The sequence below is a fragment of the Pseudoalteromonas arctica genome (assembly GCF_012927645.1).
Lineage (GTDB): Bacteria > Pseudomonadota > Gammaproteobacteria > Enterobacterales > Alteromonadaceae > Pseudoalteromonas > Pseudoalteromonas arctica_A.
In genome coordinates this window covers 15,705-40,255 of the sequence record NZ_JABBMT010000020.1, presented here as the reverse complement: position 1 = coordinate 40,255, position 24,551 = coordinate 15,705, and the positions used below count along the sequence as shown (strand labels likewise).

Sequence of the window (24,551 nt, the reverse complement as noted above, 5' to 3'; positions counted from 1 at the left end):
TTTGATGAGCAATACCCAATTTGAGCAGCATGGTTTTTTTCATGTAAAAGGTTTTTACACTGAACGTGAACTTGTGCATGAGCGCGAAGTGATCAATTGTTTTCATCAGCAATGGATTGCTGATAATCAACAATTTTATCAAACCAAGGCGGTTAATAGTGCTTATTTAACTGCAAATACCTATTTAGATGAGGCTCAGCGCTTAGTATTATTTAAGTTTATTGCCAGCCATAAGTTAATGGCCCAAGTTGATTCGATACTTGAACCAGCGGCTTTTATGAATACCCAGTTGTTTTTTAATCCGGTTAACCCTGAGCAAGAAAATTATTGGCACCGTGATATGCAGTACCATTTAAGCTTAGCGGAGCAGCAAGCTGCGTTATTGGGTCCTGAAGTAATACATTGCCGGATTGCGCTCGAAGATGAGCCGGGCATTGAGTTAGTCCCAGGTACTCATCGGCGTTGGGATACACCTGATGAGCTGGCAACTAGAATGGCTATTGAACACAACAACAACAGTGATGATTTAGCCACCGGTCATGTGATTGAAATGCAAGCAGGAGATTTATTGATCTTCTCGGCAAATATGATCCACCGTGGTTTATACGGTAAAGACCGCTTAGCGCTGGATATTCTCTTTAGTGAGCCACAGCCCCATGTACTGCATTTTGTTCAGGGCATCTGTCTGCCTACTCCAACCATGCTTTCGACATTAGAAGATGCCAGTGCCTTTGCGGTTACTTTGGCGCACCAAGAATAACCGCGCTACATAGGTTTTTTCTTGCTTAAAAACTAAGTAGGCTGTTGTAATAACCTCGAAATATGAACACGTCAGAATTACATTTCGCTGTTACTTAACAGTGCTAGTAGTTGATCTTTAGACATTTGCCCAGCATCACCACTGCCAGCGAGTACTTTATCTGCGAGTGCTTGTTTATGTTCGTGCAATTGCAGGATTTTTTCTTCAATGGTATTTTGTGCTATCAGTCGGTACACAGTAACGGGGCGTGTTTGCCCTAAGCGATGCGCGCGATCTGATGCTTGTTGTTCAACCGCAGGGTTCCACCAAGGATCGAGATGCAGCACATAATCAGCCGCCGTTAAATTAAGCCCAGTGCCGCCTGCTTTTAAGCTAATCAAAAACAATGGTGCATGGCCTGCTTGAAATGTATCGACTTGTTGTTTACGTTTGTTCGCACTCATGCTGCCATCAAGATAGCAGTAATTAATGCCGCGTTTTTGTAAGCGCTTTTCAACCAATTTTAACACATCGACAAATTGGCTGAAGATCAGCGCTTGGTGGTTGTTTTCTAGTAATTCTTCAATAATCGCTTCTGCAGTGTCTAGCTTACTAGATGGCAATTTACTATTTTCCAATAACAGCTGTGGGGCAATACAAGCGCGGCGTAATTTAGTTAATGACGCTAAGATAGTAATATATTGGCTGTCTTCCTGATTTGCTTGTTCAAGTGCGTTTAAACGGGTTGCTTCGTACAGTGCTTGCTCTTTTTCACTTAATGCAAAGGTTAAGTTTATTTCGGTTTTTTCAGGTAACTCGGTCAATACCGTTTGTTTAGTCCGACGCAGGATAAATGGAGCGATCAGGGTTTTTAGGGTATCGGCTTGTTGTTGGTTTTTATCGGCGTTACCAAAGCGCTTTTTAAATACTGGTAGGGTGTGTAAAAAGCCTGGCATTAAAAAGTTAAACAAGCTCCATAGTTCACCTAGATGGTTTTCGATTGGCGTGCCAGATAAGGCAATTTTAAATTGACCATTGAGTGAAAACGCGGCTTTTGCTCGTAAGCTCAAGGGGTTTTTAATTGCCTGCGCTTCGTCAAAAACAATATTAGCAAAAGAAAATTGCGCTAGTTGTTCACCAATTAGTGGCAGTAAACCATAACTGACGATCACTAAATCGTGTTTGCCTGCCGTTGCGAGAATATCAGCGCATGTAGTGGCGCTTTCGATGATTTTTACATGCAAAGCCGGCGCAAATCGCTCGCTTTCGACTTGCCAGTTATGACACACTGATTTTGGCGCAACCACTACACTGGCACCTAAATTACTGCGCATTTGTAACACGGTGAGGGTTTGTAAGGTTTTACCCAGCCCCATGTCATCTGCTAAACAAGCATTGAGTCCCCAGTTGGCCAGTTGCATTAGCCATTTAACCCCGACTACTTGATAGTCTCTTAAAATATGGACTAAATGTGCAGGTAAGGTAGGGTCGATAGTTTGCTCAAATTTAGCTAAACGCGTTTTCCAGTTGTCACCAAATGTGACATCACCTAAGTCGGCAATGCTTTGCTGTAAAGGCAATGCACGCGCGTTGGCAATCCGTAGTTCATCACTTGGGTTGTGCTTATCAATATTTTGCATCCCTTCTAAGCGATTTAATAAGTTAGTTAAACGCTGATCCAATAATAATGAATTGCCTTCAGAAAACTCTAAAATGCTACCACGGCGTGGGGCTTTAAGCAGGGTTTGTAATTCGTATATTTGGCCGCTAGGGAGTGAGATTTTACCACTGACGCTTAACCAATCGTTATCATCATTTAAATTAAGAGAAAGGTGCTGGCTTTTGGCAACTTTCATGCCTTGGCTCGTTTCGTCCCAACTTAATACCAGAGACTGTGCTTTTTGCGCAGCTTCAAGTAACTCAATTGCTTGGCTAATATCTTCAGGTAAATAAAACTGCTGTTGAATTTGATTATGTTGCGGTGATTGCCGATCAGCAAATAATCCGGCCATATTTTTCAGTAATTTCCTAAACGCTTTTTGCTCTGCTTTTAAATCACGTTTAATAACAATGCTGTCGGTTTGATCATCATCAGTATGTGCGAGTGTCAAAGCACCAATACCGGGTTCAACCCAAGGGCCATCTACGCCATTTGGCATGGCATAAAAATTAATGTTGATACCTAATTGGGTAAGAGCGATCACTGCGGCAAATTCACATAAGCCTTGGCGTACGTTGTTGATATGGGCAAATTCGGTACGCTGGCTGCTAATATGATGTTCGTTAGCCAGTACTTGTAATGCGGCATTCAGTTGTGGCAGTTTTTCTGCGGTTAAATTATTGGGTTGTTGCTCAAATAATTGCAGTAATTTGAGCTGTTTGTCATCAATGGCAAATACTTGGTAACAATTTTCATGGCTGTGGATAAGTAAAAAATCACAGTCCGGATCGCTGATGCTCGGTTGCATTACAAGGCGGTAGCAATCATTGCTGTCTTGCGCAATTTCAATGACAAACTCGCCTTTGATCAGTTTAAGTGGCTGTCCTTTGTGATCTTCAAGCCCTTTAAAGCCTATTAGAGCTTGTAATACCGCAGCCGTTGCGTGTATCTCGTGATAACCAGAATCGGCATGGTTGTTGAGCACGTGTACTAAGTTATGATCGGCGCTGGTTAATGCATCTTGATACTGGTTATAAGCAAGGTCTTGAGCGTTTACTTTACGGCCCTTGGTCCATTCGCCTTTGGCATTGAGTTGCTGTACTTTAGCTTGTATGAGCGGTAAATCTAAATGGGTTAAATCTAGTTGCCAGATAATTCGTTGCTGCGCAGTGGGCGTATCAATCTGGCTAATATTATTAAGCCAACGCTGCCATTGTGGGACGCGGATAAAGTGCTGCAATAAACCTGTGTTGGGTAATGGCGTGTCATCGCTAAGCCAATTAACTAAGTGCTGGCATTGCTCAGCCAGCCAGTGTTGATGAGGGCTAATTGCGCTATTGAGCTGTTTTAACAGTTCAGTATCACCTCTTAGATGATTTACCTGTTCGTCTGTGGCGTTTTTAATAATTGCCAGTAATAAGCAAAATAATGGCGCTAATGCATTCGGGTTACTAAGTAGATGAGTTAGGCTGTTTTTTAAAGCATAGTTTTGGTAGTTCGCTAAGTCTTCTTCAAGCAAATAATCAACCGCTTGGCTTGGGTGGCTAAATTCCCCCAGGTTTTTTTGATACCATTTTCGACAAGTATTTAGTTGTTTAATATCGCCAGCGGTTGCACTGATAAATAGACATACAGTGTAAAGTAACCCGGTGATCTCTGTAGGGTAGCTGCCTTTGCCAAAGTTTTTTCTAAACGCTGTTAAAGCACTTTTATATTGTAGCAAAGCAACATCAATAAACTGACCCTTGATGGCATTGGTATTTGCTTCATAAAAAGTGGCTAAAACATGGTCTCTTTTATCATCTAACAATTCAGCGAAATTATCTTCTTGTAATAATATGGCTAAATTCTCATTAAAATAAATACGTTTTCTCAGCTCTGTTGCAGGGAGCACTTTGGCAATCAGAGTCGGCCATGCAGGCTCACTGGTGAGGTTGAAAAATTGACCGCGGATAAAGTTATCCAAGCAAAGCTGTTGCCATTGCTCAGGTAGGCATTGCCACAGTTGCTCGCCGTATGGTGATTGCGTGAGTAAATTAACAAAAACTTTATCAAGCTCAAGTGATAAATCAACGGGGAGTGGTTTTTTTCCGCTTTTTGTGCGGTCAAGATCATTAAATAGCAGGTGCATAAAGTGCACGGCTTGATCATGATAATAATAGTTTTTTTGAGATTCGGCTAAAAAAGCATGCAATAAAATTGGCTGATATTTTATAGCATTTATTGCTACATAAGCTACAGCGCTAACTGATATGCGAAAGTCTACTCCGTAGGGGAGCTTCCAAATTAAATTGTTAGATTCGAGTTGTTTAGTATATTTAGCGACTTCAGCTTGAGAAAATGAATAGCCATTTTTAATGTGACTATAAAGACGTTTAGTGAGCTGTTGGACAGAGTTATTATAGCCGTGCGATGATCTACTTATTATCAGTGCAAGTAATACACACAGTTGTTTCTGGTCGTGATCAGTTGTGGCGGGAGGCAAAGTGCTTAATGACATAAAATTAATAACTAAAATTGCTAATGATTGCTGCCAGTATAAGTTTCAGTTAGGGGAGTTACAACCGATAAAAAAGCGACCTAAGTCGCTATTAAAAATTTATTACATCATGGCAAATAGCTTTTGTAGTTGCGGCATGTATTCTTTAATGAGTTTTAAATTACTTTCGCTAACAGCAGGCTCTGCTGAGCTTTTAGCATTTGCAGAATTAGCTACTGAGCCTAGCATTGAGCTGGCACTGTTATTTTTCGAGCCGCCCATACTTTGTAACCCACCCATTAGCTGATTTACTTTATCTTTGTTTTCTGGCGATAAATTACCTTTAATGTTTTCAAGGTAAGCCATTGAGACTTCAGAACCCACAGTGATAAGTTGCTCAGGCGTGAAACCATATTTATTGGTTAAGGCAGCAAACTCTTTGTATAAATCATTATCTTTGATTGTATCAAGGGCGCCTAATGCCATTGCACTCGAGCCACCTTCAGAGCCGCTTAACACACTACCCAAATCCATGCTTTTTAATGAATCTTGATTTTGTGACCAATCAACAACTGCAGGTAATGCTTTCATATAGCTTTGTAAATCTTGTTCTGTAATATCTGCCGCAAGGCTTGAAAAACTCATTGCTAACAAACTAAGAGATAAAATTATTTTTTTCATGTTGAGCACCTTTATTCAATTGTTAGTTGCATTAAAGACTATATATTAGATAACCGCTATAAATTAAAGAGGGTTTTAGTCTATTAACATCAGATGATATACTCCATTTTTGCCTGAAGTAGCTGAACCTCATGTTAATTATTTCAAATACCGTAACAATAGATGAATGGGAAGTCGAGCTGTCAGCTATTCGTTCACAAGGTGCGGGTGGTCAAAATGTTAATAAAGTGGCCAGTGCGATCCACCTTCGCTTTGACATTAATCGCTCAAAGCTACCCGAGTTTTATAAAGAGCGGTTGTTGGCGTTAAATGATAGCCGTATCACTAAAGAAGGTGTGATTGTTCTTAAAGCTCAAAGTCATCGCACGCAAGAGCTAAACAGAGAAGATGCATTGGCGCGTTTAAAAGAATTGATTGTCTCTGCCACTAAAGTACAAAGAGCACGTCGGGCAACTAAACCGAGTCGTAACTCGCAGCGCAGACGCATGGATAAGAAAACCAAACATGGTAATACCAAAGCGCTGCGCGGCAGTGTTAAAGTTTAATTTATAAGTTTGGTTTAAGCACCTCAAATAACGCGTTAATATGATCGTCTCTATCATTCAGTGCAGCTATGTAGCGGTATTTTTCACCGCCAGCTTGTTCAAAGATCTCTCGGTTTTCACTTTCGAGTTCTTCGAGTGTTTCAAGGCAATCAGCGCTAAATGCAGGGCTGATAATAGCCACGTCTTTAATACCTTCAGCGGGAAAACTTTCTAATGTGGCGTCTGTGTATGGTTTTAACCACTCAGCTTTACCAAAACGGCTCTGAAAGGTGCTGATAACTAACTCTTTATCGAGTCCGAGTTTTTCGACCACTAAGCGAGTGGTTTGTAAACATAAGCAATGATATGGATCGCCATTATCTAAAAACAGTTTCGGCATACCATGATATGAAAACACTAATTTTTGCGGCATGCCATTAGTTTGTAAGTCTTCACTAATGCTATTAGCTAGAGATTCTATGTATGTGGTGTTTTTATGATAACCATTAATAAAATGCAGCTCTGGCACCCAGCGCCATTTACGCAGTACTTTAGCCACCGCATCAAAGGTTGACCCTGTGGTTGGACTTGAATACTGTGGATACAAAGGAAAAACAACAATGCGCGTGAAGCCTTTTTCACGTAACTCTTCTAAACCGGCTTCAATTGACGGACTACCGTAGCGCATCGCCATCACTACTTCAGTGTTTTCGTAGCCCTGATTTTTTAAATGAGCATCGAGTTTATCGCATTGTAGCCGAGTAATATGGGTCAGCGGCGAGCCATTTTCAGTCCAGATACTTTCGTACAATTTTGCTGAGCGCTTCGGACGAATACGTAAAATAATGCCATGGAGGATAATCATCCATAGTAAGCGAGGGATTTCGACAATACGTGGATCAGATAAAAATTCTTTTAGATAAATACGAAGAGCTTTAGCGGTTGGCGCATCTGGGCTGCCTAAGTTGGTCAGTAAAATCCCTGTTTTTTGATTAAAACGCTGATCATGAGGGTTATCGGTAACTGCTGAAAATCTCGACACGCAATGCTCCTAAAGCAAAATAGACGGTTATGAAATATAGGCTATTAATATTAATAGCCTATTGTAACGAATGAAAGGGTAAATAGGATCACTGATTTACAATGATTTGATCATGATCCTAAATGGAGCCGGTTTTTTAGCCTCTAATTGCTGTAACTTTTCAATGGATTTAGCACTAAATATATGCCCCTTTGGTAGCAACATAATACCCGTGTGACTATGCAGTGCATGACTAAGTACCATATTGATGGCTAGCTCTTTGGCTGTTATTATTTTCATCGAGCCTACTTTTGCTTGCTGCTTAATGCATTTAACTCGGCAAGCCTCCAAAGCTTGCACTAATTTAGGATGGTAAAAGTTACCGCTGTACATTTTTACTGTTTCGAGTGCATGTTGGTGCTTTTCTTCATCTTTCAAGTTACTTTGTTCAAATGCATCCCAATAGTCACGGGCAAGTGAGAGTATCATTGCACTAAGAGGAATATCATTACCTTTTAATCCTTTTGGTAGGCCGTTCCCGTTATAGCGCTCGTACTGGTGGTAAATGGCATCAGACACTTCATGCAGATGAGTCGCAGGCATTAACATCAATTGTGCTGTACTTGGATGCGTATAATAACTTTTGCGTTGCTGTTCATTAAGCGCATGCACGGGTTTTTCATACAGTGCGGGATCCATTGCTAATAGCCCTATTTGCGCTAAATAGCCGGCCATTGCTGCCATTTCTATATTCTTTGTCGGTAGCTGCAACTGTTTTGCTATTTGCGTACAAGTATTGGCAATGTTCTGCGTTTTAGTGCCATCTAAATATGGATTGGCATTAATGAAATTATAGAGCAACTCAACGGTTGAACTATGTTTGTGTTTTTCATGGGCGTTGGTAATTTCGAGCTTTTTAAGTACTTGTTTTATTTGTTTGGTTCTTTTTTCAACGCGTTGTTCAAGGGAGCTATTAAGTTCTTTGAGGACTTCATTATGGCGATTAATTTGTTGTTGGAGTTTCAGGTTTTGTTTTTTAAGTTGATATTTTTCAATGCTATCGGTGATACAACGTAGTAATAAGTCATTTTGCCATGGCTTTTGGATATAGCCATGGATCTTGCCTTGATTAACCGCAGCTAAGGTGATTTCTATATCTGCATACCCAGTAAGTAAAATACGTTGAGTATCAGGTGCTAATTTCTGCGCTTGTTGAAAAAACTCAGCGCCATTCATTTTTGGCATCCGCATATCGCTAATAACTACATCAAATTCATATTGTTTGATTAATTTTAGTGCATCTATGGGCGAGTTACTGGTAAGTACTGTAAGTTGCTGCGTTTTGAATAGCCGCGATAAAGAGCGTAACACAATCTCATCATCGTCAACGCATAATACTTGCATGGTTGGTAGATCTGCTGATTGACTCACGATTGTACCTATGGATAAACAATATCATTAACCATAGCCTGTCTCTTATGGTTTTTCTAATAAAACCGTGTCATTAGCATCAGCTGTGCTAATTTTAATGACAAGATAATCGTTTTTAATTGCTGGTTAATTGAGATGGATACGATAGATGAAAATTACAAGCAAGCTTATTTTCGTGAACGTGCTGCACGTATAAAGGCTGAGCAACTGATTGAAGATAAAAGTCGCGTATTATATGCACTAAATGAAGAGTTAATAAAAAAAGTAGCTGATCTTGAGTATCAACAGCAGTTATTTATTCAAGCAGATAAAATGGCGACCTTAGGTACTTTATGTGCAGGGGTTGCCCATGAAATTAATAATCCCTTAGCTTATGCAATGAGTAATGTAGAAAGTTTGCAACAGCGCATGGATGGTTTTTGTGAGTTACTTGATTTAAACCAGCAATATTTAGCCAAGAGGATTAGTGAAACAAATTTTCAACAACAGTTAGCATCATTTAGTGAGCAGCAATCATTTGCTGAACTGCTGCAAGATATTCATCAATTAGTGGCAGATAGTGCGGAAGGATTAAGGCGTATTAATCAAATCGTGGGTAATTTGCTTAATTTTGCGCGACCAACGACTAATAAGAAGCAATTGGCTGATATGACAGATGCCGTAAAAAATGCACTTAAATTGCTTAAAAATCAATTAAAAGGTTGCCAGCTAACCACAGCAATAGCGACATTGCCGCTAAGTTATTGTGATTTGGCAACCATCAATCAAATAATGGTTAACATACTTATTAATGCAAAACACAGTTGTGAGGAATTAATTGATCGACAAGCACATATCCATGTGCGAGTTGATAGCGACGACAAACAAATAATTATAAGTGTTGATGACAATGGTTGGGGCATGAGTGAGCAAGTGCTTGCAAAAGTTTTTGATCCATTTTTTACTACTAAACCAGTTGGCAGAGGGACCGGTATGGGCATGCCATTAGTGTACACTATGGTTAATGATCATCAGGGTAAAATTGAAATTGAGAGCACTGTAAATGTAGGTACATGTGTGCGATGTATATTCCCAGTATTGAGTGAACGACCTTAACTCTAGCAAAAACCATTTAACCGTAGTTAGGATAAGTAATAATTTGCTTTAAATTAGCCAATTGTTGGTTTGGGTATATACCTGATTAATGACACGCTCAGCGGAGCATGACAGCATGATTTGAATAACCATGCTTTTTTCTGATCGAAATTCAATCAGAAATGGCTTTCTGGGTAAGTTTTAGGTAATTTTTCTATATATCGACCATTGTCGCAGCTGAAAATGTTTCTTTTTATGTGCTTATGTTGCTAGGATGTTTAATGTGGCGTGATTTTGTAAATCTCGCTTAATTACACTCACTATAACTTTTATTAATTTACCTGTTTACTGCTGCAATTGAGTAAACAGGTAAAGAGTCAACAGGGACGAAAAACACACATGACAATACTTCGTTTAAATACATTGGCTATCGCCGTAGGATTTGCATTTAGTAACTCAGCTGTCATGGCTGAAGAAGCAACAGTGCAAGCAGATAAAAATATAGAGCAAATTTCCGTTTTAGGTTCGCGGGTCTCTAACCGCACAGCCACTGAATCTTCATCACCCATTGATTTAATTGACGCAGATGATTTAAATAAAGGCGGATTTACAGAGCTGGGTCAAAGCTTACAAGCTACAGCGCCATCGTTTAACTTTTCGCGTACTCAAGTATCAGACGGCTCTGATTTATTCCGTCCTGCAACTTTACGTGGCTTACAGCCAGATCAAACACTGGTTTTAGTCAATGGTAAACGCCGTCATAACCAAGCTATTTTTGGTTTAACCAGTACAGTGGGCGGTGGCTCTGCGGGTACAGATATGAATGCTATTCCACTTATTGCATTAAAAGGGGTTGAAGTATTACGTGATGGTGCAGCGGCGCAGTACGGCTCAGATGCGATTGCTGGAGTGATTAACTTATCATTGAATAACTCAACGGGTATAACAACGGGTTATGTGCAATACGGCGAAACGGCAGAAGGTGATGGCGAGACCATTTCAGCAGGTTTAAATCGCGGTTTTGATTTGGGCACTGAAGGCGGTTTTATTAATTTATCACTTGAGTATCGTGATGCTGAAGGTACTAACCGTGCAGAGCGCGATACCGGTGGTTCGCTTGATGTAGAGCCAGGTACGTTATCTGAAAACGTTCGTTGGGGCCAAGGTAATTCGGAAAGTGAATTTACCTCATTATTTTATAATATGGCATTGCCAATTGGTGAGAGTGAGCTTTACTCATTTGGTGGTTACTCTGAGCGCACGGCATTGGGTAACGGCTTTTACCGTAACTTTAATGAAGCATCTAAAAATGTTACTCAAGTCTATCCAGACGGTTTTTTACCGCGCATTTATAACGAAGCACAGGATATTTCTATTGCGCTAGGTTTTAAAGGTGATATTAATCCAGATTGGAATTACGATGTATCTGCAGTGTATGGTGAAAACCAATATGACTTTACATCACGCAATACCTTAAACGCTTCTTATGCGGCGGAGTATTTATTTAATAATCCAACGGCAAGTGATGCTGAGATAGCAGCAAATGCAGGCCCAAGTGGTGGTTACTCCGGTGGCTTTAGGTTTGATCAGACTACAGTTAACCTTGATGTAAATGGTATTGTGGACATGGGGCGCGCTGAACCACTTTATGTAACAATTGGTGCAGAATATCGTAAAGAGAACTACGAAATAGTACCTGGAGATGAAGCATCGTATGCATGTGGTTTAGCTAATAATAATACTTTGTACCCTTCAGTAAACAATCCTAATGTTGTTGCTGAGTGCGGTTTTCAAGCTTATAACGGTTTAAGGCCAGAAGCATCAAACAAGCAAGGTCGTGACAGTTATGCATTTTATGTGGATGCAGAAACCATGCTCACTGATGACTGGAATATCAGTGGTGCTCTTCGCTATGAAGACTTCTCTGACGCTGGAGATGAATTAATTGGTAAGTTAGCTACGCGTTATGAATTTAACGATGACTTCGCAGTTCGTGGCGCGTTATCAACTGGTTTTAGAGCGCCATCACTTCAGCAAAGCGCATACACTGCGTTTACCACAAATTTGAATAATGTTGGTGAACTTGAGCAATCATTTATTGCTAAAGCAGGTTCAGATCTTCCTGTTGCTTTAGGTGTTGAAAGTTTAGAATTAGAAAGCTCCAGAAATACTAGTTTTGGTCTTGTTTATGATGTAAGCAGTGAGTTGTCATTAACAGTAGACTTTTATCATATAACAATAAAAGATCGAATCACTTTGGGTAACTTTATTAAAGCTGAAGATCTTGCATTTAACCCTACTGCTGTTGCTGCTCTTCAGGCAACAGGATCTGACCAAGCTAATTATTTTTCCAATTCAGTAAACTCGATAACGCAAGGTGTCGATGTTATTGCATCATACCGCACTGATTTATATGACGGTAATTTCTCTGCAACGTTTGCTGGTAATTTAAACGAAACCAAAATTGACAGCGTCAATGCAGCACCTGGTATTCCTGAAAATGTGGCACTTGATGATATCCAAAGTAGTTTTTTAACGGATGGACAACCGAGTGAACGTGCAACGTTAACCTTTGATTATGAACGTGATGCGTACAGCTCAATGATCCGCTTTAATTTCTTTGGTGAAACTGATGTGAAGTACTTTGGTAATGACCATATTGAACTTGCAACAGATGGTTCATTTAAAGCAACCAGTACGGTAGAACCAGCCGTATTAGTGGATTTAAACGTTAGTTATCAAATTAACGATATGTTTGTGCTTTCGGTTGGTGCCGATAACGTATTTGATGAAACGCCAGATGAACTAGGTGATGATGAAGTATTAAACGCTATTTCAAATGGGGCATTTAAATACCCTGTACGTGCCGTACCATACGGTTTTGATGGCCGTAGTTACTATGCAAAAGTAAGTTTTAGTTTTTAATTCTTTAGGCTAAGTTAAACCAACAAAGGCGCTGTTATAAACGGCGCTTTTTTATGGCTAAAATAGATTAAAAAGAGCATTAAAAATGATTGCATGCTTTAAAATTAAGCATACAATCGCCACCAATAACAGTGTGGGACGGTATCCCTTGTTATACTTTAAACTTACTTAATAGGAAATCATATGGCTAAAAAATCGAAAGAAAAAGCGGTTAACAAATCCGCAGTAGACGCAGGGCGTGGAGTGATAAAACACAACGCATTGGCAGCGCTGGTTACCTCTAAAGTATTTAAACCGCAAGTGGTTAAAGCTAAAAAAGGTAAAGGCGCTTACAAGCGCAACAACAAACATACAGGACGAGAGTCCTATTTAATCGCCGCCTAAAAATGTAGCGATCAAATAGTGCTTTTATTCTAAGTGCTGTTTTTTACAAAAAACGGTAAACACGCGCGTTTTTATAAAGCCTCGCTTAGATAATTTTTTTCTAGGTGAGGCTTTTTGGTTATATAGCTATCCATTATTGTTGTTTTATCCATTTATACTCTCGTTTACGCCTTCGTAAAAGTTGCCAGAGCCCGTCAAAGTACTTGTAAATAAACCTTAACTATAAATTAACCTTGAGTTCATATTTTGTATGCGAAATTACCCATTATATAAACTAGATGGCTTTTTTTAATGTTAAATGACTATAAAAAATATTTTTAATGGTCTTTTTTCACTAATTGTTAGGCTGTTTTATATGCATTACATATCCAAATTAAGTTGACGTATGGGTAAACTGTGGTAGTTTTTAAAATGAATTGTAAATTTGATGTTATATTTAACCTTGGGTGGAGGAGCTATGAGCTCACAAATGACAATAAAAAATGCATTTAAGCTAAGTGTGGTATCACTTAGTTTTGTCGGCTTGAGTGCGCATGCAGCAATTGACTGTAGTGTCTTACCACAATGGCAAATGGGGCAAACTCACAGCGGTGGCAGCCAAGTACACGCACAAGATAATGCGTATGAGGCAAAATGGTGGACACAGTCAAATCCAGTTGAAAATGCTGGTGACTGGCAAGAGTGGAAACTTTTGGGTTTGTGTGACAGCGTTGTCACAGAAAATCAGGCACCTAATATTACAGTATTAACCCCCGCAAACAGTTCTCAATTTGCCGATAAAGACAGCGTTGTCATAACAGCGCAAGCAACCGATGACGATGGCTCTGTAACAAAAGTTGAGTTTTTTGTTGATGGTGCATTAATTGCAACTGATAGTAGCGCACCGTTTAGTACTAATTGGCCTGCGGTTGTCGGCACTCATCAAGTGAGTGCTGTGGCAACTGATGACGACGGCGCGCAATCTACGCAAGTGAGCAATACGATCAGTGTTACTGATATTGTGGATCCGGTTAATCAAGCACCGGTGGCAACAATTAGTTTTAGCAGTTTACCAACAGAGTTAACGGTTGGTTCGCAAGTGGTGTTTGCGCTTGCCGGTACTGATAGTGATGGTCAAGTAACGGCGCTTAACTTTGCTGTTAATGGTGCTGATGTGCATCAAGCAAGCACGGCATCAAGCAGTTATGCTTGGCAAGCAACAGCGCTTGGTCAAGCGACCTTTACGTTAACGGTAACTGATAATGACGGTGCAACGGCTCAGGCTACGAAAGTGTTAACCGTTGTTGAAGAAAACACCGGGCCTGTAACGGGAGATGAGTGTCGTCCACAAGGTTTATATCAAACCCCAGGTGTCAATACGCCGTACTGCACTGTGTATGATGCTGATGGCCGCGAGATCATGGGAGATGATCATCCACGCCGTGTGATTGGTTACTTTACCAGTTGGCGTAATGGCGAAAATGGCCAACCGAGCTATTTAGTCAATGATATTCCATGGGATAAAATTACGCATATTAACTATGCTTTTGCTCATGTTGATGCAAATAATAAAGTATCGATTGGCGATCCAAATGCTGTCGGTAATCCCGCAACTAATATGGAATGGCCAAGTATTGCAGGCGCTGAAATGGATCCAAGCTTTGCATACAAAGGTCATTTTAATCTACTAAATAAATATAAAAAACAACACCCACATGTGAAAACCTTAGTATCAGTTGGTGGTTGGGCTGAAACGGGTGGCTTTTTTGATGATACAGGCCGTGTTGAAAGTGGCGGCTTTTATACCATGACTACTAATGCCGATGGTTCAGTTAATCAAGCGGGCATTGATGCCTTTGCAAAAAGCTCAGTCGAGTTCATTGAAAAATATGGTTTTGATGGTGTTGATATTGATTATGAATACCCATCATCAATGAAAGACTCAGGCCATCCTGATGATTTTCCAATTTCAAATGCACGCCGCGCTGGTTTAAATGCCTCTTACCAAGTACTAATGAAAAAACTGCGCGAAGAGTTAGACCGTGCTGGTGAAAAAGCAGGGAAACATTACTTATTAACGATTGCATCGCCTTCTTCAGGCTATTTACTGCGTGGTATGGAAACATTCCAAACGGTTAAATACCTCGATTACGTCAATATCATGTCTTATGATCTTCACGGTGCATGGAACTCTCATGTTGGCCACAACGCAGCCTTATTTGATACCGGCCTTGACTCCGAGCTTGCACAATGGAATGTGTACGGCACCAAAGAATTTGAAGGAATCGGTTATTTAAATACTGATTGGGCGGTACGCTATTTCCGTGGCGCAGTATCGGCAGGGCGTATCAATATTGGTATTCCTTACTACACCCGTGGTTTTAAAGATGTTAGTGGTGGTACTAATGGGTTGTGGGGGCAATCTGCTTTACCTAACCAAGCGGACTGTGCAAAAGGTACTGGTGTTGGCGAAAATAACAAGTGTGGTAATGGCGCATTAGGCATTGATAATCTTTGGCATGATAAGAACGATGCAGGTCAAGAAATGCCAGCAGGCTCTAACCCTTTGTGGCATGTTAAAAATCTTGAAAATGGTATTGTTGGTTCGTACTTAGGTGTGTATGGCTTAACGCCAGAGACTGATGCAGATGATCAATTAACGGGTACTTATACACGTCATTATGACAGCGTTGCTGTTGCACCTTGGTTATGGAACGCAGAGAAAAAAGTATTCCTATCTATTGAAGATGAACAGTCGATGGCAACTAAAGTTGATTACGTAATCAACAATGGCCTTGGCGGTATCATGTTTTGGGAACTTGCTGGTGATTATGATTTTGATTCAGCAAAAGGCGAGTACTTCATGGGCTCTACCTTAACAACTTTGGCTTATGACAAGTTTAATCAAAGTGGCGTGGCGTATGACACTCACCCAGGCAATCCAAACTTTGTACTACCAACCGAGGCGGTAGATGTAACGTTTGCAGCCAAAGACTTTCCAATTGGTGATGACAACTACCCAATTAGCCCAACATTTGCGTTCACTAATAACTCAAATATTGATCTAAGCGGTGCGAAAATCTCGTTTGATGTGCCGGTATCAACATCGGCTATTTTTAAATCTAACTGGAATGCACAAGAAAAATTGGGTATGGCAGTTGAAGTAAATGGCTCAAATGCAGCCGGTAACAACATTGGTGGCTATGAAAATGAATTCCACCGTTTTTCAATCACTCTTAACAATGAATGGGGCGGTCAACCGAAAGACTTCAGTGATGGTAAAACTGTTAATGCGCAGGTGATGTATTACATGCCAATTACCGGTCCTAGTAATTTTACTATTGAAAAAGACGGCAAAGTTTACGCGTTCAAATTTGAGTATCCGCAGTTGCCCGATGGTACTTCCGGTGGCGGTGACACTACGGATCCAGGTAATGGTGATACATCTGGTATGTGTGAAGGTGTGGCTGTCAGCTCAATCCCTGTATATCCAAACTTCCCTCAACAAGATTGGGCTGGCAATCCAAGCCATGCCGCAAGCGGTGATTTAATGGTTCATAACAGTGCTGTTTATAAAGCGAAGTGGTGGACAAGTTCTGAGCCAGGATCAACGGCTGACTGGACTAAAAGCTGTAGTCTGTAAATAAATAATAGGGGCAAGTTCATTTGCCCCAAAATTTTAGCTTTTTTAAGGACAAAATAATGATACCTATTAACTCTAAAGCATTATCACTTTCGGTAGTGGTAAGCAGCGTATTACTAACAATTGTGCCTGTGCAAGTGAATGCCCATGGTTACATGGATAGCCCCAAAGCACGGCAAGCTTTTTGCCAAGCCGATGGTGGATATTGGTGGCCAGCCGATGGTAGCAATATTCCAAACCTTGCTTGTCGCGCCGCATTTTTAGAGTCGGGTACTGTGCAATTTGTGCAAGATATTGAGTTTTCGGCTAATACACCAGATTACTTAAATCAAGCAGCGGTAGAGGCTAAGGTGCCAAGTGGGTCGTTATGTGCTGGTGGTGACGACGCAAAGCGTGGTATGGATTTGCCTTCGCTGCATTGGCAACGCAGTGATGTAGTGCCTAATGCTAATGGTGATATTCAAATTCGTTACCTTGCGGCTACACCACATGATCCAAGTTTTTGGCAGTTTTACTTGACTAAACCCAGCTTTAATACGGCAACAGATGTATTGACGTGGGCTGACTTAGAACTAGTTCAACAACATGAAAGTATTGACGTTATTAAAGACACCTATGGAAAGCGTTATTACGAAATGAATGTTGCAATTCCACAAGGACGTAGCGGCGATGCTATTTTGTATAGCCGTTGGCAACGTAACGATGTAGTGGGTGAAGGCTTTTATAACTGTAGCGATATTACCATTGTGACCGATGCAGGGCCGACGGATCCGAGTGTTTGGTCAAGTGTTGGTTACTTTGTTCGTCAAGGACAAAATGCCATTGTGGGTGACACTGTGTGGGCGCGTTTATTTGATGAAAATGGCCAAGAAGTGATTAATCAGCAGTTAAAAATCAGCGCTGAAAATCAAGTGAATTGGCAACAAACACTCGCTGCACAACTGAACTTAGATTATGCCCACGTAGTACAAATTGGCGTGCAAAATCAAGCTGGTGACGTGGTTTATAACAGTACAGATGTGCTTATTAATCAAGTGTATAGTAGTAATGAAAATTACACTTATACCTTAACTGTGCAAAGTGCTCCTACTAACACTGCACCCATTGTGCATACGCCAGATGATGTAGTCATGGAAGAAAATACTACGACAGCAGTGCATTTACATGCTTTTGATGATGAACAAACGCAATTGACTTACAACTGGTCAGTGCCGGCGCCGCTGAGTTTTACTGGTGGTGATGAAAACGTGGTGATTAGTGCACCAGAAGTATCGGCAAGCACTGATTATATCGTGTCAGTGTCGGTTTCAGATGGTCAATTAAGTACTCAAACTAGTTTTAAAGTCACCGTAAATGACAGCGTTATTACTGATCCTGATGTTGCTGCTTGGAATAGTCGTGCTGTTTATCAAGCTGGGGACAAAGTCAGTTTTCAAGGTGTTGTTTATACAGCGAAATGGTGGAACCAAGGTCAGCAACCTGATAGCTCTAATGCATGGCAAAGCGATCCACAACCGGATATGAACAACGATTGGAATGCAAGCAAAGCCTATCAAAGTGGTGCTGATGTAACGTATCAAGGACAGCGCTATAGCGCTAAGTGGTGGACTCAAGGTGATATACCGGGACAAGCCAATGTATGGATCAAACTTTATTAAGAAGCCTAAGTTTTGTAGTTCAAACTTATTAAATAATTAAATTAATAATGGATAAGAGAGAAATATGAATATTAAACAGTTAACAGCAGCCATTGGCGTTGCCCTATTTGCAAGTACAGCCGTTGCAGAACCGTCTACACCAAGTATTAATTGGGAACCGCAACAATATTCTTTTGTTGAAGTGAACTTAGAAGGTAATGGGTCATATAAGCAACTGGTTACCCGTGTTGATCAAGTCGCTATCAACATTCAATGGAGTGCATGGAGTGGTGATGGCGGTGACAGCTATAAAGTTTACTTTGATGATATGTTGGTAAACGAAGGCACCCTGACAGCAGGAACTAAAACAGGAACTGTTGCATTTCCTTATGACAAAGCTGGTCGTCATACATTATATGTAGAGCTATGTGAAGGCGGTATTACCTGTGCACGCAGTACTGGTAAGCCAATTGTTATTGCAGATACCGACGGTGGGCATTTAGTGCCATTACCGATGGATGTTGACCCTAATAACCGTGATATTGGCACCAAAGCAGGGTTAGTGACTGGTGCGTATTTTGTTGAGTGGGGTATTTACGGACGTGATTATGATGTTACAAATATCCCGGCACAAAACTTAAGCCACATTTTATATGGCTTTATTCCAATTTGTGGTGAAAATGCATCATTAACTGGCGCTCCTAAGCGTGCACTTGAAACAGCCTGTGCTGACTCTGCTGATTATGAAGTGGTTATTCACGATCCGTGGGCGGCTGTGCAAAAAGCATTACCAGGAGTGGACGCGACCGATCCAATCCGTGGTACGTATTCACAGTTAATGGCGCTTAAACAGCGTTACCCCGATCTTAAAATCCTACCATCAGTGGGTGGCTGGACATTATCAGACCCATTCAGTGGCTTTACTAATAAAGCTAACCGAGACATTTTTGTAGCATCAATGGAAGAGTTTTTAAGAACCTGGAAGTTTTACGATGGTGTTGATATTGACTGGGAATTTCCTGGTGGTGACGGCCCTAATCCTGATATCGGCGATCCGATAAATGATGGTCCAGCCTATGTGGCATTAATGCAAGAACTGCGTGCTATGCTTGATAAGCTTGAAGCTGAAACTGGCCGTACTTACGAGCTTACGTCAGCAATTGGTGCAGGTTACGATAAAATTGAAGATGTTGACTACCAAGCGGCTAGTCAATATATGGATTACATTTTCGCGATGACGTATGACTTCTACGGCGCATGGAGCAATGTAACAGGCCACCAAACTGCGCTTTATTGTGGTGAGCACATGAGCACTGGCCAATGTAATGGTACGGGGGTTGATGAAAATGGCGAGCCACGTAAAGGTCCTGCATATACAACTGATAACGCCGTACAATTATTACTAGCGCAAAATGTACCATCGAAGAAAATCGTTGTAGGTACGGCTATGTATGGCCGTGGTTGGGAAGGCGTATATCCTCAAAATACTACAATAGATGGCAATCCGATGACCGCACCTGGCAATGGCAAGTTAACAGGCTCAACAGCACAAGGCGTGTGGGAAGATGGCGTTATCGATTATAAAGGCATTAAAACACATATGATTGGTGCTGCAGGCACTGGTGTTAATGGCTTTGAAGTAGGCTACGATGACCAAGCCCAAGCGGCGTATGTGTGGAACCGCTCTACCGGTAAACTAATCACTTATGATAGCCGTGAATCGGTACTTGCTAAAGGTAACTATGTTAATCAATACAACCTAGGTGGTTTATTTGCATGGGAAATTGATGCCGATAATGGCGATATTCTTAATGCAATGCACGATGGCTTAGGTGGAGTTGTTACACCGCCAATTAATAAAAAGCCAGTGTTATCAGTATCAAGCGCTGTAACTGTGAACGCTGGTGAAAGTGTTTCTGTCAGTGCTTCAGCAACAGATGCTGATAATGATCCACTGACGTTTAGTTGGACTGCATCACCTGAGTTAATAGTATCTGGCAGCGTAACAAGCACATTGGCAATTACTGCACCTAACGTAACCCAAGACAGCCAGTTTACGGCAACTGTCAGTGTGACTGATGGTAAAGCAACAGTAAGCCAAAACGTTGTAGTTAATGTCATCGCGCCAACAACAGGTGGTAACACTGCACCGACAGTTGATGCAATTGCTGATATTACTGTTGAAGAAGGCGCTTCTGCTGCGGTAACAGTTGTTGCCTCTGATGCGCAAAATGACACACTGACTTATACATGGAATGTCCCTGCAGGTCTTACATTAGTAGGCAGTGGTGCCAATATTAACCTTACGGCGGGCGCAGTAGCTGCAGATACAAACTTAACAGTTTCAGTATCAGTAAGTGACGGCCAAGTTGCTACCACTCAAAGCTTTATTGTAACGGTAACTAACACCGATACCACGCCTCCTACAGGTGATACGTGGGATGCGAGTAAGGTATATGTTGGTGGTGATACTGTTGTTTATAACGGCGTTACATACAAAGCTAAATGGTGGACTCAAGGTAATCGTCCTGACTTAGGTGGCGTTTGGGAAGCTATTACGCAACCAACAGATGATACCGAAGCTCTGATTTGGCAGTCATCAGCAACTTACAATAGCGGTGACCAAGTTTCTTATGGTGGTAACAAATACCAAGCGAAGTGGTGGACTCAAGGAAATGAGCCAGGCGTAGCAGAGGTATGGAAATTACTTTAATTAGCCTATTACCCAAGCCTACTTTTAGGTAATAAATTAAAGTGAAATTCACTCACATAAAGCAGCTTTCGGGCTGCTTTTTTTGTATTTCGAGCCAGATGCACCATACTGTACAAAGCGTCTATAATTTTACTGGGCTGTGGTTATTAAATACATCTACTTATTTTTGATATTGTTGAGTCCAATTAGTAGTGGCTGCGAAAAAACTCTACAAGTAGGGGTAGTGTTACCTTGGCCACCGTTTGTCTTTGATGGTGAGCAGGCTCTGACAGGAATAGATGTAGAGATCAGCCGTTTGGTGTTAACGCATGCTGGATTCTGTAGTCAGTTTGTGTCTTTACCGTCATCAAAGCGTGGTTTGGTTGAGCTGGAAAAAGGCCGTGTGGATATATTAACTGCTGCAAGTTTCAATCAACAACGTGCTCAATATAGTCACTTTTCAACCCCGTATAGGCGTGAGAAAATACGACTATTCTGGTATGAAGATGCTAAATATCTAGCATATGATTTAGCCACTCTGTTGGCGCAACAAAAAACCATAGCCGTAAATAATGGTGCTTATTATGGTAAAGAATTTGAGCAGCTAAGCAAAGTTACAAATTATAAAGATTTACTTGTACGGGTACCTTTACTCAAGCATCGACTGCATATGTTAAAAGCAAAACGTGTGGATTTTATGATTGATGATGAAATATCTGGGTTATACCTCATAAGCCAAGAAAAAATTCCCGGTATTACACTGCATCCTTATGTTATTCATGATAATCCAATCCATTTTATGCTCAGCAAAAAAACGGTCACGATTGACAATGTGCAGGCCATTAATGCTGCGATCATTGATATGCAATCGAATATCAAGCAGATAATTGCCAGCTATACCTATTAATTAACTGCTCCTAGGTATAATTGATATCACTAAAGCTGCGCACGCTTTACTGTGCCTGAAAGGTTTTCGCCAAATAGTTGCTTATAGTAGTAAGCACTTAGTCGCACACAGTGCCGATGAATAGTTTGTTATATTGGCTGAAGCTGAAGCCGCTTTAAGTGCAAAATAGTGAGAGTTTAATATCATTAATAGGCCGTTTGCACGGCCTGTTACAATTAACCAAGGCGAGTCACGTTTATTTTTATACGCCCAGCATTCGCGCCATAGAAACGCATTAAATCATTTGCAAAAGGCGTAAACTCTCCTGAGTGAGTCATTTTAAATTCCCCTCCATCGGCAATCTCAAAAGCATCATTATCGCTATGGGCAATAGCGCCAATTAAGGCAAACCAGTTGGCATGTGGTAAACGGCGAAAGGGTTCGAGTAATGCCATGGGGATCTCTTTTACACCTAACTGTAGGTTATCTCGGTGCCAACCTTGTGGCCCACATTTTACGCCATCGTCATACCATAATTGTGCGGGGTAAGGGCTAAAGCGATAAGTCGCCCCTTGTTCAAGCATGAGTCCTGTTGCATTGTATTGCTCAGAAGCATATACCAACACATCTTGGCTTTGACCAATCTTCAATACCGACATATTTTGATTTCTTAAAGCAATATGGGCAGATAAACCTTTAAAATTCAATGTACTTTGATCTGTATACAACAGTTGATAACTGAGGTTTTTTAAAGACTCAGGGCGATAGCTGGTTAATTGATTGATACGTTTAGCAACACTGTGGTGGATAATGGGTAACAGCTCACTTTGTTCATCATCAACCAACACAGTACATTCACGATCAATAAGTTTAAATAAAGGATTAAGCCAAAAATAATTCTGTTGGTGGCTTAACGCGAGAGGATCTGGGGTGATGGTCATATCATCTTGGGCGATAAAACTGTTTTGATCAGCTGGAAATAACGATGCATAATCGATTGCTTGACTAGTTAAAAAAGATAAAGCTACAGGTAATTCAAGCAACCATTCCATTGCAAAGCGTAAGCAAATATCAGCCAGTCCATCACGATAATAGCCACCACCGATATCTGAGTGAGCGCCTGAAAACCATATTTCATGTACATTGTTTTGATGATTTATAAGAGTGGGCTCAAAAGCTCGACGCTTTTCATCCAATGCCACACAATGCAGAGCCTGACTTATATTGGTCGCTAAAGTATGGTTTTCAAAAATAACATGCTCAGCACCTCGGGTAGCTTTGGTGACTTTAGAGAAACCAATGGATGCCACAGTATCAAATACGCATAAATAAACATTATTAGCTATGAGCGGCTCTAAGCACTTTGCAAAACGTCGTGCTAACGCAGCGCCACGACTAAAGCCTGTGAGTAACAGTGTATCGCCAGCTTTGTAGTAGTGTTTAAAATCATTTATAGCATGATTTAAAATACTGGCAACATCGTCATCGCGTGGTGCGAAAGATTGATTAAGGAACCTCCTTAACCGGCTGCCTTGGGTTCCAATACCTGGGTAATAGAAGCTGAGTTGATTAGTAAAAGGAGTAACGGGCTCGTTATTTAATTGGCCACCCATTAATAAATGAAGTTTGAGGATATTCGAAATGCTTACATCTTCCTTAAAATGCGCAGAGCTGAACTGCTCAGCATCACGTGGCTCACTACCTGTGCCATCAAAGTTGAAAATCAGCGTTTTCGCGGTCATAGCATCATTCCTTTATGTGGTTTTTTATAACTTACAGGTAAAGTATTTAAATTTGAAGACAATCCACACAAATATATAATAAGGATTTTTGCTATTAATTTTAGGCAATACTTTTTATAGATTGAAAATAATATAGTCAAATGTAGTCTAAGCTTAAACAGTTGAGTTCTGGTTTAGTAACAAAGTTCAGGTTGCCATTAAGCCTCAGGTTAAATAGTTAAGTTACGCAGATTTTCCTAGTGTAAATGTATTGTTGTGTATCTTTAGGTAGGCATGATAAAAGGTATCGTGTTGCTATGACTAAATTTTTTATTATTTTGCTGTTATACATACAAAGTACTGCTGCGCTTTCTAATGCAATAACACAGCCTTTAGTAGGAGCTCATAATGAATGGCCTCCCTACATATTTGCTGATGGTACGGGTATGACCGCTGAGCTTGTACGTGCTGCATTTTCTAGCCAGAAGGTTGCATTGGATATTAAAATAGCGCCATTCAGCCGTGCAATGCGAATGTTAGGAAATAATGAAATAGATTTGATCCCTGCATTATGGTGGACAGAAAGTCGTGCTCAAACAATTTTATTTAGCCAGCCCTATTTTACCAATGAACTTAGCATCATTAGTAATACTAAGTTGCAGCTTGATTATCAAGGTTCTCACAGCCTAGAAAGCTTAACAATCAGTATAATTAGAGGCTACGGATATCATGAGTATTTACAGTCAATTGATAGGCTGACAATTGTTCCTTTACTTAATGTTCATAGTTGTCTTGAGCATGTAAGAAAGAATCGCGCTGATATTGCTCTGGTTGATAAATACGCGGCATGGTTCGAAATGAAGAAAAACGATTACTCAACAGAGCTAACAATTTGGCAACCAGCTTTAATTAAGCACCCTCTTCATATTGGAATTAGTAAAGAGCACCCCAATGCTGAATATATAATAACCTCCTTTAATAAAGGGCTAGAGCAAATAAAGCGCTCAGGTGAATATGATGAAATATTAGCCCGTTATGAGCATATAGCCTCAGCACAGTCAGAGTAACTAATACA

Annotated in this window: 15 protein-coding genes; 10 read left to right on the top strand and 5 right to left on the bottom strand. The window is 40.7% G+C overall.

What is annotated here, in order from left to right; genetic code table 11:
- The first annotated feature begins 4 nt into the window (after positions 1-4).
- Positions 5-760: a phytanoyl-CoA dioxygenase family protein gene (locus tag HHO47_RS12795; protein ID WP_169020645.1), complete on the top strand. Its 756-nt coding sequence runs from the start codon at positions 5-7 to the stop codon at positions 758-760.
- Between the two features lie 77 nt (positions 761-837).
- On the opposite strand, the gene HHO47_RS12790 is transcribed toward HHO47_RS12795, so the two are convergent.
- Positions 838-4,899, bottom strand: coding sequence for a DEAD/DEAH box helicase (locus HHO47_RS12790; protein ID WP_169020644.1), 4,062 nt, complete (start codon positions 4,897-4,899; stop codon positions 838-840).
- A 102-nt stretch (positions 4,900-5,001) separates the two neighbouring features.
- The gene (locus HHO47_RS12785; protein WP_169020643.1) at positions 5,002-5,559 is read right to left on the bottom strand and encodes a short-chain dehydrogenase; all 558 of its coding nucleotides are present in this window, start codon (positions 5,557-5,559) and stop codon (positions 5,002-5,004) included.
- Between the two features lie 131 nt (positions 5,560-5,690).
- On the opposite strand from HHO47_RS12785, the gene arfB reads away from it, so the two are divergent.
- The gene (arfB, locus tag HHO47_RS12780) at positions 5,691-6,104 is read left to right on the top strand and encodes an alternative ribosome rescue aminoacyl-tRNA hydrolase ArfB (RefSeq protein ID WP_169020642.1); all 414 of its coding nucleotides are present in this window, start codon (positions 5,691-5,693) and stop codon (positions 6,102-6,104) included.
- A 1-nt stretch (position 6,105) separates the two neighbouring features.
- On the opposite strand, the gene hemH is transcribed toward arfB, so the two are convergent.
- Together hemH and HHO47_RS12770 are read right to left on the bottom strand one after the other, a co-directional pair.
- Positions 6,106-7,125, bottom strand: coding sequence for a ferrochelatase (hemH, locus tag HHO47_RS12775; RefSeq protein ID WP_169020641.1), 1,020 nt, complete (start codon positions 7,123-7,125; stop codon positions 6,106-6,108).
- A 96-nt stretch (positions 7,126-7,221) separates the two neighbouring features.
- Complete coding sequence (locus HHO47_RS12770; RefSeq protein WP_169020672.1) at positions 7,222-8,508, bottom strand: HD domain-containing phosphohydrolase; 1,287 nt, start codon at positions 8,506-8,508, stop codon at positions 7,222-7,224.
- 162 nt (positions 8,509-8,670) lie between these two features.
- On the opposite strand from HHO47_RS12770, the gene HHO47_RS12765 reads away from it, so the two are divergent.
- From HHO47_RS12765 to HHO47_RS12735, 7 genes are all read left to right on the top strand, one after another.
- Entirely contained in the window at positions 8,671-9,630 is a 960-nt protein-coding gene (locus tag HHO47_RS12765) for a sensor histidine kinase (protein ID WP_169020640.1), read from the top strand.
- 378 nt (positions 9,631-10,008) lie between these two features.
- The gene (locus tag HHO47_RS12760; protein ID WP_169020639.1) at positions 10,009-12,534 is read left to right on the top strand and encodes a TonB-dependent receptor plug domain-containing protein; all 2,526 of its coding nucleotides are present in this window, start codon (positions 10,009-10,011) and stop codon (positions 12,532-12,534) included.
- A 183-nt stretch (positions 12,535-12,717) separates the two neighbouring features.
- Positions 12,718-12,918 (top strand): alternative ribosome rescue factor ArfA, encoded by a 201-nt coding sequence (arfA, locus tag HHO47_RS12755; RefSeq protein ID WP_169020638.1) that lies wholly within the window; start codon positions 12,718-12,720, stop codon positions 12,916-12,918.
- A 457-nt stretch (positions 12,919-13,375) separates the two neighbouring features.
- The gene (locus HHO47_RS12750) at positions 13,376-16,540 is read left to right on the top strand and encodes a glycosyl hydrolase family 18 protein (RefSeq protein ID WP_169020637.1); all 3,165 of its coding nucleotides are present in this window, start codon (positions 13,376-13,378) and stop codon (positions 16,538-16,540) included.
- A gap of 59 nt (positions 16,541-16,599) precedes the next feature.
- Entirely contained in the window at positions 16,600-18,198 is a 1,599-nt protein-coding gene (locus HHO47_RS12745) for a lytic polysaccharide monooxygenase (RefSeq protein ID WP_169020636.1), read from the top strand.
- A 64-nt stretch (positions 18,199-18,262) separates the two neighbouring features.
- Complete coding sequence (locus HHO47_RS12740; protein WP_169020635.1) at positions 18,263-20,890, top strand: glycosyl hydrolase family 18 protein; 2,628 nt, start codon at positions 18,263-18,265, stop codon at positions 20,888-20,890.
- Positions 20,891-21,029: 139 nt separating this feature from the next.
- Complete coding sequence (locus HHO47_RS12735) at positions 21,030-21,776, top strand: substrate-binding periplasmic protein (protein WP_348981659.1); 747 nt, start codon at positions 21,030-21,032, stop codon at positions 21,774-21,776.
- Between the two features lie 215 nt (positions 21,777-21,991).
- Here HHO47_RS12735 and HHO47_RS12730 read toward each other — a convergent pair whose 3' ends face one another.
- Entirely contained in the window at positions 21,992-23,497 is a 1,506-nt protein-coding gene (locus HHO47_RS12730) for a phospholipase effector Tle1 domain-containing protein (RefSeq protein WP_169020633.1), read from the bottom strand.
- 296 nt (positions 23,498-23,793) lie between these two features.
- Here HHO47_RS12730 and HHO47_RS12725 point away from each other — a divergent pair, with 296 nt between their 5' ends.
- On the top strand, positions 23,794-24,543 hold the full coding sequence (locus HHO47_RS12725; protein ID WP_169020632.1) for a substrate-binding periplasmic protein: 750 nt from the start codon (positions 23,794-23,796) through the stop codon (positions 24,541-24,543).
- Positions 24,544-24,551: the final 8 nt, after the last annotated feature.

Excerpts from the sequence above, each read along its gene's own strand:
- HHO47_RS12750 (WP_169020637.1), top strand. The coding sequence starts at position 13,376 with ATGAGCTCACAAATGACAATAAAAAATGCATTTAAGCTAAGTGTGGTA.
- HHO47_RS12725 (WP_169020632.1), top strand. The coding sequence starts at position 23,794 with ATGACTAAATTTTTTATTATTTTGCTGTTATACATACAAAGTACTGCT.
- HHO47_RS12740 (WP_169020635.1), top strand. The coding sequence starts at position 18,263 with ATGAATATTAAACAGTTAACAGCAGCCATTGGCGTTGCCCTATTTGCA.
- HHO47_RS12770 (WP_169020672.1), bottom strand. The coding sequence starts at position 8,508 with ATGCAAGTATTATGCGTTGACGATGATGAGATTGTGTTACGCTCTTTA.
- HHO47_RS12790 (WP_169020644.1), bottom strand. The coding sequence starts at position 4,899 with ATGTCATTAAGCACTTTGCCTCCCGCCACAACTGATCACGACCAGAAA.
- HHO47_RS12785 (WP_169020643.1), bottom strand. The coding sequence starts at position 5,559 with ATGAAAAAAATAATTTTATCTCTTAGTTTGTTAGCAATGAGTTTTTCA.
- HHO47_RS12795 (WP_169020645.1), top strand. The coding sequence starts at position 5 with ATGAGCAATACCCAATTTGAGCAGCATGGTTTTTTTCATGTAAAAGGT.
- HHO47_RS12745 (WP_169020636.1), top strand. The coding sequence starts at position 16,600 with ATGATACCTATTAACTCTAAAGCATTATCACTTTCGGTAGTGGTAAGC.
- arfA (WP_169020638.1), top strand. The coding sequence starts at position 12,718 with ATGGCTAAAAAATCGAAAGAAAAAGCGGTTAACAAATCCGCAGTAGAC.
- HHO47_RS12730 (WP_169020633.1), bottom strand. The coding sequence starts at position 23,497 with ATGACCGCGAAAACGCTGATTTTCAACTTTGATGGCACAGGTAGTGAG.
- arfB (WP_169020642.1), top strand. The coding sequence starts at position 5,691 with ATGTTAATTATTTCAAATACCGTAACAATAGATGAATGGGAAGTCGAG.
- HHO47_RS12765 (WP_169020640.1), top strand. The coding sequence starts at position 8,671 with ATGGATACGATAGATGAAAATTACAAGCAAGCTTATTTTCGTGAACGT.
- HHO47_RS12760 (WP_169020639.1), top strand. The coding sequence starts at position 10,009 with ATGACAATACTTCGTTTAAATACATTGGCTATCGCCGTAGGATTTGCA.